Genomic DNA, 12,878 nt, shown 5'->3' with positions numbered 1-12,878 from the left:
CTTTGAAGGCAGGTCACCATGAAAATCAACGCCGTGACCCACGGCGCCCTTCGCATCCTGATGATTTGCGGCGACGGCGAGGCGGTGACGCTGCCGGAGATGGCGCGGCGGCTCGGCATGGCCGAGACGCGGGTTGCGAAGTCCTGCGGCGCGCTGGCCCGCGCCGGCCTCTTGGTCGGCCGTCGCGGCCGCGGCGGCGGCTATCAGTTGGGCCGGCCGGCGGCGCAGATCTCGGTGCTGTCGGTGATCGACCTGTTCGAGCCGGACGACGACATGCGCATCTGCGGCCGCCTGGCCGCCGCCGCCTGCCAGGATTGCGCCTTCGGCGACGCCTGCGCCGGAGCCTACCGGGCGATGCGCGCCGAACTCGCGGCGATCAGCGTCGCCGACATTCTCCTCGACCACATCGATTGATCACCGGCCGGGATCAGGCGCCGACCGCCGGCTGGCCGTCACCGCAAGCGGCGAGAAGGCGGGGCGCCGGCACGCCGGCGCCGTCGAGCAGCGCCCGGAACTCCGCCTCGTTGCCGGCGACGTCGGCCAGCGTCAGCTTGTCCAGCACGTCAAGGAAGGCGTCGGTCGCCCGGCGCAGCACCTCGCTCATGCGGCAGCGGCCGATCAGCGGGCAGGTGTTGGTATCGGGATCGAGGCATTCCACCACGGCGAGCCCGTCCTCGGTGCGGCGGACCACCTCGCCGAGCGAGATCGATGCCGCCGGCCGCTTCAGGCGGAAGCCGCCGCGGTTGCCGCGCACCGTCTCAAGATAGCCCCAAGTGCCAAGCCGGTGGACGCACTTGACGAGATGCGCCTCCGAAAGGCCGAACGCCACGGCGACCTCGCGGATGGTGACGAGGCGCGGCGAGCGGGCGGCGGCGGCCAGCAGGACGCGCAGCGCATGGTTGGAATAGCTGGTCAGTCGCATGCCGGCTCCGCATCCGGCGTCCGTCGGGGCGCCGCCCTGAGGAATCGCACGCCGCGGCCGGCTTTTCAAGCTGTCCGGCGGGAAGGGGGCTCCTCCGGCGGGAGCCGTCGCGGCGCGGCATTTGCTCTGGCTCCTCAAGGGCCAAGCCGCTAGAGTGCCGCGGTCGCCGCAGCGAAAGGATGATCCAGCGTGACCAATCGTCAGCACAGGATGCGCCGGAACAGCATGTCCCGCCGGTCGAAGGGTCACGACTATCTCGGATGGGCACTGGTGGCCACGGTGCTGCTGGCGCCACTGCCATGGGGCGGTATTCGCGCCTTCTTCTACATGCTCTACGCCGTCGTGGTGGCGGTGATGGGCCTCTTCTACGCCATGGGACTTTATCGCGGCCACGTCCGGCCGCGCCTGCCGCTGTCCGTGTTCGCCGTGCCGGTGCTGCTGTTCGGCCTGGTGATCGTCTGGCTGCTGGTGACGCTGCTGCCGCTCGGCCTGCTCGCCGCGCCGGAGTGGGCCATGCTGTCGCCGGTCGCCGAGGTGGCCGGGCGGATCAGCATCGGTCCCGGCGCCACCTTCGACATGCTGGTGCGCTACCTGACCTACGGACTGTTCTTCATCCTGGCCCTGCAGGTGGCCGTCGAACAGCGGCGGGCCAAAACGCTGTTCCGCGTCGTCTACTGGGGCATCGCCGCCCACGCGCTGCTCGCCCTCGCCCTGCTGACCTATTTCGGCGACGTGCTGCTGTTCCTGCCCAAGGAAGCCTATTTCGGCGACGCCACCGGCGCCTTCGTCAACCGCAACAGCTTCGCCACCTTCCTTGCCTTCGGCGCCATCATGGGCGCGGCGCTGATCTTCGGCAACGACGAGGAAGACGTCAGCCGGTCGCGCCTCAGCCGCATCCTGATCCAGCTGGGTTTCAACGTGGCGCCGCTCGCCCTGATCGGCCTCGCCCTCGCCTTCTCGCACTCGCGCATGGGCATGTTCGTCGCCGCCCTTGGCGTCGGGCTCATCGCCCTCCTGGCGGTGTTCAAGTCGACGGGCCTGCGCCGCATCGTCGCCGGCATGATGATCGCCGCCGGTCTCGCCGCCGGCCTGGTGCTCGCCAACACCGGCGGCGTGCTGTTCGAGCGCATGGCCACCGTCGATCGCGACGCCGACGTCCGGCTTGCCGTCTACGAGCAGACGCTCGACCTGATCGCGGCGCGGCCGCTGACCGGCTACGGCGGCGGCACCTACGAGGATGCCTTCCGGGCCATCAAGACCGATCCGATCAGCCCCGACGTCACCTTCGACGCCGCGCACAATCTCTATCTGGAGCTGGCCGCCGAACTCGGCATCCCGGCTGCCGTCGCCGTGGTGCTGGCGGTGCTGCTGCTGGCCGGGACGACCGCCCTTGCCGCCCTGCGCCGGCGGCAGAACTGGGAACTGCCGGCCGCCGCCGCCGCCGTGGTGCTGGCGGGCGGCGTCCATTCCCTGGTCGATTTCAGCCTGCAGATCCCGGCCATCGTGCTGATGATGCTGATGATTCTCGCTCTCGGCTTTGCCCAGAGCCGATCGGCGCAGCAATCGGCCGGGTGATGGCGGGCGGCCGGTCAGGGCATTTCCGGTGAAAACAGGTTCACCGGGAATGCCCTATCTCTTCATCAAGACGCAAAGCGGTTCCCACTGTTGCGGGAATTGCTCTAGCGGCCGCCGACGAGCTTGCGATGACGCTGGGCAACGCCCTGCACGCCGTAGGGATAGTCGGGCGGCATCGGCGCGCTGATCGCCGTCAGCCGCTCCATCTCCTCCGCCTCCAGCCTCAGATCCGCCGCGCCGAGATTGTCGGCGAGCTGGGCCGGCGTGCGGGCGCCCAGGATGACCGAGGTGACGGCCGGCCGCGCCGCCACCCAGGCCAGCGCCACCTGCGCCATCGACACGCCATGGCTCTTCGCCACCTCCTCGACCGCCTCGATGATCGCCCAGGTGCGCGCCTCGGCGTTGCGCGGGCCATAGGCCTCCATGCCGCGGTTGGGATTCTCGCCGAGTCGGGTGGTGCCCGACGGCATCTGGTCGCGCTTGTACTTGCCGCTGAGCCAGCCGCCGCCGAGCGGCGACCAGGGCAGGAGGCCCAGGCCGGCGTCGAGGCAGGCGTCGACGATTTCCAGCTCGATGTCGCGCACCAGCAGGCTGTACTGCGGCTGCAAGGTCACCGGCCGGCTGTAGCCGCGCGCCTTGGCGATCTCCGTGGCCTTGGCGATATGCCAGCCGACATAGTTGGAGAAGCCGTAATAGGCGATCTTGCCGGCGCTGACCGCGTCGTCGAGGAAGCGCAGCGTCTCCTCGATCGGCGTCAGGGCGTCCCAGGCGTGCATCTGATAGAGGTCGACGCGCTCGACGCCCAGCCGGCACAGCGAGGCGTCGAGCGCGTCGCCGAGATGGCGACGGGACAGGCCGAGGTCGTTCGGCCCCGGCCCCATCGGGAAGCGGCCCTTGGTGGCGACGACCATCTGCCGTGCCTCGGTCGGCCGCGCCTTCAGCCAGCGGCCGACGATCTCCTCCGAGACGCCGGCCGAATAGACGTCGGCGGTATCGATGAAATTGCCGCCGGCCGCCACGAAGTCGTCGAGAAGGCGGAAGGATGTCGCCTCGTCGGCCTCCGAGCCGAAGGTCATGGTACCGAGGCAATGAACCGAAACAATGGTGCCGCTTGGGCCGAGCTTGCGATAATCCATGGATCTCCTCCGGAGGGTCGGCCGGATCGCCTCGCGCGATCCGCGTCGCGGCAATTTATCATATAAAAGTCGGGCTTCGGAAGTCCGCCGGGCGCCGTGACGCCAACGAAAAGACCCCGGACGATGCCGGGGCCTTGCCTTTCAACCACGACCCGATCGCCGCTGGGCGGGGTCAGATTTCCGCCGCCGCCTGGTCCTCCGGTGGCTTGTTGGTCCAGCCGAGCCGCTCGCTCGTCTTCATCACCACGTAGAACAGCAGCGGCACGAAGAACAGGCCGACGGTGGTGGAGGCGATCATGCCGCCCATCACGCCGATGCCGATGGCGTTGCGCGCCGCCGAGCCGGCGCCGGTGGCGATGGCCAGCGGCAATACGCCGAGGATGAAGGCCATCGAGGTCATGATGATCGGCCTCAGGCGGATGCGGGCGGCGTGCAGCGTCGCCTCGATCAGCCCCTCGCCCTGCCGTTGCAGATCGCGGGCGAACTCGACGATCAGGATGGCGTTCTTGGCGGCAAGGCCGATGGTGGTGAGCAGGCCGACCTTCAGGTAGACGTCGTTCGACTGGCCGAAGAAATAGGCGGCGAGCAGCGTGCCGAGCACCGAGATCGGCACCGACAGCATCACCGCGAAGGGGATCGTCCAGCTCTCGTAGAGGGCGGCGAGGCAGAGGAAGACCACCAGGAAGGACACGGCATAGAGCATGCTTGCCTGGGCGCCCGACAGTCGCTCCTGGTAGGAGAGGCCGGTCCAGCCGGCGGTGTAGCCGGCGCCCTGCTTGGCGACCAGGTTCTCCATCTCGTTCATCGCATCGCCCGATGAGGTGCCGAAGCCGGCCGAGCCCTGGAGTTCCACCGCCGACACGCCGTTGAAGCGGGAGAGCTTCGGCGCGCCGAACGACCAGCTGGTCTCCACGAAGGACGAGAAGGGCACCATCTCGCCCTTGTTGTTGCGGGCATACCAGCGATTGAAGTCGTCGGGCGTCATGCGGAAGGGCGCGTCGCCCTGCATGTAGACCGGCTTGATCTCGCCGCGATCGATGAAGTCGTTGACGTAGGAGCCGGCCCAGGCGGTGGTGATGATGGCGTTGATATCGCTGAGATTGATGCCGAGCGCCGTCGCCTTCTCCTGGTCGATGTTGACGTGCAGCTGCACCTGGTTGGGCTGGGCATTCTCGCGCACCGCCATCAGCCTGGGATCCTGGTTGGCCTGCATCAGGATCTGGTCGCGGGCCGCTTCGAGGGCGGCGCGGCCGTTGCCGGCATTGTCCTGAAGATACATGTCGAAGCCGCCGGAAATGCCGAGGCCGGGCATGGCCGGGGGCAGCAGCGTGAAGATCATCGCGTCCTTGATCTGCGAGGTCGCCATCATCGCCCGGCCGAGCACCGCCTGCGCCGACAGCCTGGGGTCGGTGCGCTCCTTGAAGTCCTTGAGGCGGATGAAGGCCAGCGCCGCATTCTGTCCGGAGCCGGCAAAGGAGAAGCCGGCCACCGCCATCACGCTCTGCACCGCCTCCGGCTCGTTCTTGATGTAATAGTCGGTCATCTGGTCGATGACCTGCTTGGTGCGGTCCATGGTGGCGCCGGAGGGCAGCTGGATCATGGCCAGCAGCACGCCCTGATCCTCGGTCGGAATGAACGAGGTCGGCAGCTTGTCGAACATGAAGGCGGCGCCGCCGACCAGGCCGAGGAAGACCACGATCATGCGGACCGGCCGCCGCACGATGCCGCGCACCGTCCGCTGGAACAGCGACGACGAATCGTCGAAGCGGCGGTTGAACCAGCCGAAGAAGCCGCGATGGCCGCCGTGGCTCGGCTTCAGCATGGTGGCGCAGAGGGCCGGCGTCAGCACCAGCGCGACGATCACCGACAGCAGCATGGCGGACACGATGGTCACCGAGAACTGCCGGTAGATGATGCCGGTCGAACCGCCCATGAAGGCCATCGGCACGAACACGGCGGAGAGCACCAGCGCGATGCCGACCAGCGCGCCGGTGATCTCGCGCATCGATTTCTGCGTCGCCGCCTTGGGCGACAGCTTCTCCTCGGTCATGATGCGCTCGACGTTCTCGACGACGACGATGGCGTCGTCGACGAGGAGGCCGATCGCCAGCACCATGGCGAACATGGTCAATGTATTGATCGAGTAGCCCATCGCCGCCAGCACGCCGAAGGTGCCGAGCAGCACCACCGGCACGGCGATCACCGGAATCAGCGTCGCCCGGAAGTTCTGCAGGAACAGGTACATCACCAGGAACACCAGCACGACCGCCTCGATCAGCGTCTCCACCACCTTCTCGATGGACAGCTGCACGAAGGGCGTGGTGTCGTAGGCGTAGACGTATTCGACATTCTGCGGCAGCGACGGCTTCAGCCGGTCGAGCGTGGCGCGCACCGCCGTGGCCGTGCTCAGCGCGTTGGCGCCGCTCTGCAGGTTGATGCCGAAGCCGGATGCCGGCTTGCCGTCGAAATAGGCGTCGGCGGCATAGCTCTTGGAGCCGATCTCGACGCGCGCCACGTCGCCGAGCCGGACGATCGAGCCGTCGCTCTGCGTCTTCAGGATGATGTTGCGGAACTGCTCGGGCGTCTGCAACTGGCTCTGGGCGGTGATGGTGGCGCTGAGCTGCGCGCCGGCCGCCGCCGGCCGGCCGCCGAGCGCGCCGGCCGATACCTGGGCGTTCTGGGCGCGGACGGCAATGCTGACGTCGCTCGGCGTCAGCGTGAACTTGTTGAGCTGGTCGGGGTCGAGCCAGATGCGCATGGCATAGCCGCCGCCGAAGGTCATCAGGTCGCCGACGCCCTCGACGCGGCGCATCTGGTCCTCGATGCGGGTGGAGACGACATCGGCGAGATCGGTGCCGTTCAGCTTGCCGTCGGTGGACACCAGCGCCACCGCCATCAGGAAGGAACTGGTCGACTTGGTGACGCGGATGCCCTGATCGATCACCGCCTGGGGCAGCAGCGATTCGACGAGCTGCAGCTTGTTCTGCACCTGCATCTGGGCGATGTCGCCGTCGGTCTTGTTGGCAAACGTCAGGGTGATCGACGACGAGCCGTCCGAGGTCGACGACGATTCCATGTAGATCAGGTTGTCGAGGCCGTTCATGTTCTGCTCGATGACCTTGGTCACGGCATTCTCGACGGTCTCGGCGCTGGCGCCGGGATAGGTGGCGGAGATGCGCACCGTCGGCGGAGCGATTTCCGGATATTGCGAGATCGACAGCGTCGATATGGCAAGGATGCCCGCCAGCATGATGGTGATGGCGATCACCCAGGCGAAGACGGGACGGTTGATGAAGAACTGGGCCATGCCTTGCCTCGACGAGGTCGGTCCGCCGCGTCAGGGCGAATCGGGAAACGAAAAATCGGTCGGCGCATTGCGATTGCGCCGCGGGAAGGCCGGCGAAGCCCGCCGGCCGCGTCGCGTCCTGTCAGGGCGCCTTGGCGGCGGCCGGCGCTGCCTTCTGCTTGACGAGGCCGTCGGCGCCGAGTTCCACCTCGGCGGACTTGACCTCCATGCCGGGCCGGATCTTCTGCACGCCCTCGATGATCAGCCGGTCGCCGTCGGCGACGCCCGTCTCCACCACCCAGCTGAAGCCGTGGGCGCGGTCAGCGGTCAGCGTGCGCGCTTCGACCTTGTTGTCGGCGCCGAGGAAATAGGCCGTCGCCTGGCCGGTGACGTTGCGGCTCACCGCCCGCTGCGGCAACAGGAAGACGTTCTCCTCGGTGCCGATCTCGACGGAGGCGCGCACGTACATGCCGGGCAGCAGCTCCATCTTCGGGTTGGCGAAGCTCGAACGGATGGTCACCGTATCGGTGGTCTCGTCGACGTTGGCCTCGGTCGAGATGATGCGGCCGGTCTCGGCATAGGTCGAGCCGTCGTCGAGCCGGATGGTGACCTTCGGCCCGCTGCCGCCGGTGGCGACGCCGTCGCGTTCGATCACCTGCCGCATGCGGCTCATGCTGGTGCTCGAGGCGCTGAGATCGACGTAGATCGGATCGATCTGGCGGATGGTGGCCAGCGCCGTCGCCTGTCCGGCGGTGACCAGCGCGCCCTCGGTCACCGACGAACGGCCGATCAGGCCGGAGATCGGCGCCTTCACCTCGGTATAGCCGAGGTTGATCTCGGCCGTGCGCACCGCCGAGGCGGCGGCGGCGGCGACGGCCTTGGCCTGCAAGAGGGCCGAGCGCGCCTCGTCGATATCCTGCTTGGAGACGCCGTTGACGTTGGCGAGTTCCTGGTAGCGGTCGAATTTCGCCTGGGCGCTCGGCACGCTGGCCTCGCTCCGCTGCTGGTCGGCCTTGGCAGCGTCGAGCGCCGCCTGATAGGGACGGGCATCGATGCGGTAGAGCACGTCGCCGGCATTCACCCGCGAGCCTTCCTCGAACACCCGCTTCTCGATGATGCCGCCGACCTGCGGCCGGATCTCCGCCACCGCCGAGGCAGCCGTACGGCCGGCCACGTCCTCGACGATCGGCGCCGAGGTGGGGTGGACGACGATGAAGCCGACTTCCGGCGTCGGCATCTGCATGCCGGGCATGCCGCCGCCGGGCGCCCCGGCCGGCGCGCCGCCGCCGCTCTTGGCGCCGAGCATGTCGCCGGCCTTGTGCAGCACGGCGCCCACCTGCTCGCAGCCGGAGAGCGGCAGCGCCAGGGCGATCAGCAGCGCACCGCCGAGTTTGTACAATTTCGTCAATTCTTCTCTCCGGATGCCGGCGTCGTCGTCATGGTCTTCTGGGGATCGGTGTTGGCGAGCGCCACGAGGTTGTCCGGCCGGTTCCACCAGCCGCCGCCCAGCGCCTCGAACAGCGCCACCGCGTCGAGGTAGCGCGAGGCCGCCGCCGAGGCGCGGGCGAGCCGCGCCGACTGGTAGGTGGTCTGCGCCGTCAGCACGTTTGTGTAGGGAACGGTGCCGGCCTTGAACAGCGTCTGCGTCAGGTCGAAGCTCTCTTTGGCCGCCCTCTCGGCGGCGAGATAGCCGGCCAGCGCCTGCCGGTCGTGCTGGAGGGCACGCAGCGCGTTGGCGACATCCTTGAAGGCGCCGAGCACCGTCGAGCGATAGTCGGCGACCGCCGCCTCGAAGGCCGCCTCCGACGCCCGCTTGTTGTGGATGAGCGTGCCGCCCTTGAAGATCGGCTGGGCGAGACCGGCGGCGATGGACCAGCCCGTCGTGCCCGAGGCAAACAGGTCGCCGAGATCGGCGGCCGAGGTCGGCAGCGCGGCGCTGAGCGTCAGCTGCGGCAGCATGGCGGCGGTGGCGACGCCGATCTCCGCCGACGCCTTGTGCAGCCGCGCTTCCGCCGCCCGGATGTCCGGCCGCTGCTCGACCAGCGCCGACGGCACGCTGAGCGGCAGTGCGTGCGGCAGGCCGAGGCCGGCGATGCGGAACTTGCGCGAGGCATATTGATTGGGGAAGTCGCCGACCAGCGCGGCGATGGTGTTCTGCTGCAGGGCCAGCGCCTTCTGCAACGCCGGCAGCGACGCCTGGGCCTGGGCGAGCGCCGCCTGCTGCTGCAGGAGGTTGGCGCGCGCCGCGGTGCCGACGTTGACCTGGTTCTCCAGAACGCCGAGCAGTTCCCTGTAGGAGGCGATCACCTCCTGCGAGGCGGCGATCTGTTCGCGGTAGGACGCCTCCTGGATCACCGCCCGGGCAAGGCTGGCCGTCACCGTCAGGTAGGTCGCCTCGGCGACGAAGCCTTGCGCCTCGGCGGTCGCCTGCGCCGCCTCCACCGAGCGGCGGGTGCCGCCGAAGATGTCGAGCGGATAACTGGCGCTGGGCGTGACGGCGAACAGATTGTAGACGCCGATCGACTTGGAGCCGCTCCAGTCCGACCGCGTCGCCGAACCCGACAGCGACAGGCTGGGGAACAGGCTGCCGCCCTGGGCGAGCGCCAGCTCGTTGGCCTGCTTCAGCGTCGCCCGCGCCGCGTCGAGGTCGGGATTGTTCTCGATCGCCTGCTTCATCAGCGCGTCGAGATCCCTGTTGCGGAACAGCTCCCACCAGCGGCCGGGCACGTCGGCGCCGTAGGCGAGCTTGATGCCGGTCGCCTTGCTGGCCGCCGCATCGCCGGCGCCGCCGAGATAGCCGGCACCTCGATCGAGACCGGGGCGTTCGAAATCGGGACCGACGGCGCAGCCGGCGAGCATGGTCACCGACAGAAGAAAAGAAACGAACCGAGCCGGTGTCATCAACGCCCCCACCCCATGAAGACCGAACATCCGGCAGGATTACGCGCCCGAATGGTCAAATACGCGACAGTCCGCCGCGTGCAGTTATACTCGCCCGCGACTGGCCGCATCGGCCACCCCTATCGCAGGCACCATCGGACGATGACGTTCCACGGGTTGCAAAGTCAATCCGTGAACAGCCATGCAACGACGATGTGAACAGGCGAACCAATCCGCGGCGAACTGCCGTTCTCCGCGAAGCGATAAAAGTACCATATTTGGCGAAAGATCACTTTTCAAGCGTGCACAGCCAGACCCTTGATCACGAAATTGACCAGCCGGTCACACTTCTCCGTCATCTCCTTCACCGTGAACAGGCTGCGGCCGCGCAGCACGGCGGCCGGATCGAGAATGGTCATCAGGCAGTCGCAGACGACGGCGGCGGCGGCCGGCCTGTCGTCGCAAGGCGCGAACTCGCCGGCGGCGATGCCGTCGTCGATCAGCGTCTCGAAGCGCTTCAGCAGGCGATCGAAGAAGGCGAGGGCGCTGGGCGGCGGCCGAAAGTCGAGGCCGACGAGGATGGCGATGCGGGCCGGCGTCTCGCCATGGGCAACATGCGTTTCAAGGATGAGACGGGCCATTGCCCTGAGGCGCTGCGAGGCCGGCGCGATATCGGCCGTGGTGTCGAGCGCCGCGTCGAGCAGCAGCACCCAGCGCAGCGCCACCGCGTCGATCAGGCCGGCCTTGTTGCCGAAATTCTTGAATATGTTGGCTGGCGACATGCCGAGCGCCCGGGCGATCGAGCCGATCGTCATGTCGGTATAGCCGATGGCCTCGAGCTGGCGTTCCGCCTCGTCGAGGATTTCCGCGCGCGTGTCGGCGCTCTTGTGCCAGGACCGTCTTGCCATGACCGTTGTCTAGCCTTTTCCAGCGTCGGCAGCCAAGGGGGCGTGATCAGGCCCGCCGCCCCGGCGCCCCCTCGACAACCGCCGCCGGCCGTGAAATGACGGCCGGAACGATATGCCGCTTCGGGAGAGTTCGCCCCATGAAAATCGTGATGATCGGTTCTGGCTACGTCGGCCTTGTTTCAGGCACATGCTTTGCCGATTTCGGCCATGACGTGGTGTGCATGGACAAGGCGGTGGAGAAGATCGCGGCGCTGGAGCGCGGCGAGATCCCGATCTACGAGCCCGGCCTCGACGCGCTGGTGGAGAGCAACGTCAAGGCGGGGCGCCTGACCTTCACCACCGATCTCGCCGGCCCGGTGGCCGAGGCCGACGTGGTGTTCATCGCCGTCGGCACGCCGTCGCGGCGCGGCGACGGCCACGCCGATCTCAGCTACGTCTACGCCGCCGCCCGCGAGATCGCCGCGGCGGTCAAGGGCTTCACCGTCGTCGTCACCAAGTCGACGGTACCGGTGGGGACGGGCGACGAGGTCGAGCGCATCATCCGCGACACCAATCCCGAGGCCGACGTCGCCGTGGTCTCCAACCCGGAGTTCCTGCGCGAGGGCGCCGCCATCGACGACTTCAAGCGGCCCGACCGCATCGTCGTCGGCTACGAGGACGAACGGGCGAAGGCGGTGATGACCGAGGTCTACCGGCCGCTCTACCTCAACCAGGCGCCGCTTCTCTTCACCTCGCGCCGCACGAGCGAACTGATCAAATATGCCGGCAACGCCTTCCTGGCCATGAAGATCACCTTCATCAACGAGATCGCCGACCTCTGCGAGAAGGTGGGGGCGGACGTGCAGCAGGTGGCGCGCGGCATCGGCCTCGACGGCCGCATCGGCGCCAAGTTCCTGCACGCCGGCCCCGGCTACGGCGGCTCGTGCTTTCCCAAGGACACGCTGGCCCTCGTCAAGACGGCGCAGGACCATGACAGCCCGGTGCGGCTGATCGAGACCACCGTTGCCGTCAACGACACGCGCAAGCGGGCGATGGCGAGGAAGGTGATCCAGGCGCTGGGCGGCGACGCCCGCGGCAAGACGGTGGCCGTGCTCGGCCTGACCTTCAAGCCGATGACCGACGACATGCGCGACAGCCCGGCCATCTCGATCATCCAGGCCTTGCAGGACGCCGGCGCCAGGGTGGTCGGCTACGACCCCGAGGGCATGGCCAACGCCCGCGCGGCCATCGACGGCATCGCCCTGGCGAGCGACGCCTATGACGCGGCGAGCGGCGCCGACGCGCTGTGCATCGTCACCGAGTGGAACGCCTTCCGGGCGCTCGACTTCGACCGCCTCAAGGCGCTGATGGCCGCCCCGGTGCTGGTCGATCTCCGCAATATCTACCGCCGCGACGAGGTCGAACGCCACGGCTTCAGCTACACCAGCGTCGGACGGGCCTGAACGGGAGCCTGAACGGGGGACGGACATGCGCTTCCTGATCACCGGCACCGCCGGCTTCATCGGCTTCCATCTGGCCAGACGCCTCCTCGACGACGGCCACTTCGTGGTCGGCTTCGACGGGATGACGCCCTATTACGACGTCCGCCTGAAGGAGGCGCGCCACGCCCTCCTCGAACGCTCGAACGGCTTCCGGGCGGTGATCGGCCAGCTGGAGGACGCCGCGACGCTCAGGCAGGCGGCCGACCTGGCCGAGCCCGAGGTGATCGTCCACCTCGCCGCCCAGGCCGGCGTCCGCTACAGCCTGGAGAACCCCCGCGCCTATGTCGACGCCAACCTCGTCGGCAGCTGGAACGTGCTGGAACTGGCCAAGGCCTGCGAGGTCAGGCACCTGATGCTCGCCTCGACCTCGTCGGTCTACGGCGCCAACGACAAGGTTCCCTTCGCCGAAAGCGACAAGACCGACGAGCCGCTGACGCTCTACGCCGCCAGCAAGAAGGCGATGGAGGCGATGGGCCACGCCTACGCCCATCTCTGGAAGATCCCCACCACCGCCTTCCGCTTCTTCACCGTCTACGGCCCGTGGGGCCGGCCGGACATGGCGCTGTTCAAGTTCGTCGAGGCCATCGAGACGGGCGCGCCGATCGACGTCTACGGCGAGGGCAACATGCAGCGCGACTTCACCTATGTCGGCGATCTCGTCGAGGCGATCGTCCGCCTGGTGCCGGTCGC

Annotated in this window: 10 protein-coding genes; 4 read left to right on the top strand and 6 right to left on the bottom strand. The window is 68.2% G+C overall.

Annotated elements, in window-relative coordinates; translation table 11 throughout:
- Positions 1-18: 18 nt before the first annotated feature.
- Complete coding sequence (locus H512_RS0118490; RefSeq protein WP_026784702.1) at positions 19-414, top strand: Rrf2 family transcriptional regulator; 396 nt, start codon at positions 19-21, stop codon at positions 412-414.
- A 13-nt stretch (positions 415-427) separates the two neighbouring features.
- Here H512_RS0118490 and H512_RS24880 read toward each other — a convergent pair whose 3' ends face one another.
- A complete protein-coding gene (locus H512_RS24880) occupies positions 428-922 on the bottom strand; it encodes an Rrf2 family transcriptional regulator (RefSeq protein WP_053240045.1) in 495 nt (164 codons plus the stop codon).
- Between the two features lie 225 nt (positions 923-1,147).
- Between H512_RS24880 and H512_RS0118480 the strand changes: the two genes are divergently transcribed.
- Complete coding sequence (locus H512_RS0118480) at positions 1,148-2,497, top strand: O-antigen ligase family protein (RefSeq protein WP_169507178.1); 1,350 nt, start codon at positions 1,148-1,150, stop codon at positions 2,495-2,497.
- A 104-nt stretch (positions 2,498-2,601) separates the two neighbouring features.
- Here the strand turns inward: H512_RS0118480 and H512_RS0118475 are convergent, their stop codons facing one another.
- From H512_RS0118475 to H512_RS0118455, 5 genes are all read right to left on the bottom strand, one after another.
- Complete coding sequence (locus tag H512_RS0118475) at positions 2,602-3,633, bottom strand: aldo/keto reductase (protein ID WP_026784700.1); 1,032 nt, start codon at positions 3,631-3,633, stop codon at positions 2,602-2,604.
- Between the two features lie 172 nt (positions 3,634-3,805).
- Entirely contained in the window at positions 3,806-6,940 is a 3,135-nt protein-coding gene (locus H512_RS0118470) for an efflux RND transporter permease subunit (RefSeq protein ID WP_026784699.1), read from the bottom strand.
- Between the two features lie 121 nt (positions 6,941-7,061).
- A complete protein-coding gene (locus tag H512_RS24875; protein WP_156899564.1) occupies positions 7,062-8,327 on the bottom strand; it encodes an efflux RND transporter periplasmic adaptor subunit in 1,266 nt (421 codons plus the stop codon).
- Entirely contained in the window at positions 8,324-9,820 is a 1,497-nt protein-coding gene (locus tag H512_RS24870; RefSeq protein WP_053240044.1) for an efflux transporter outer membrane subunit, read from the bottom strand. Before H512_RS24870 ends, H512_RS24875 begins: the two co-directional genes overlap by 4 nt.
- Positions 9,821-10,095: 275 nt before the next feature.
- Positions 10,096-10,707 carry a TetR/AcrR family transcriptional regulator gene (locus tag H512_RS0118455; RefSeq protein ID WP_026784698.1) on the bottom strand — a complete coding sequence of 204 codons (612 nt, stop codon included), beginning with the start codon at positions 10,705-10,707 and terminating at the stop codon, positions 10,096-10,098.
- Positions 10,708-10,844: 137 nt separating this feature from the next.
- On the opposite strand from H512_RS0118455, the gene H512_RS0118450 reads away from it, so the two are divergent.
- Positions 10,845-12,149 carry a UDP-glucose dehydrogenase family protein gene (locus tag H512_RS0118450; RefSeq protein WP_026784697.1) on the top strand — a complete coding sequence of 435 codons (1,305 nt, stop codon included), beginning with the start codon at positions 10,845-10,847 and terminating at the stop codon, positions 12,147-12,149.
- 25 nt (positions 12,150-12,174) lie between these two features.
- A partial coding sequence (locus H512_RS0118445; protein WP_026784696.1) for an NAD-dependent epimerase/dehydratase family protein occupies positions 12,175-12,878 on the top strand: 704 nt, incomplete at its 3' end.

This window comes from Pleomorphomonas koreensis DSM 23070 (genome assembly GCF_000425185.1).
Lineage (GTDB): Bacteria > Pseudomonadota > Alphaproteobacteria > Rhizobiales > Pleomorphomonadaceae > Pleomorphomonas > Pleomorphomonas koreensis.
Note: the sequence above shows the minus strand (reverse complement) of the source record. Positions and strands in the feature narration are given on the sequence as shown.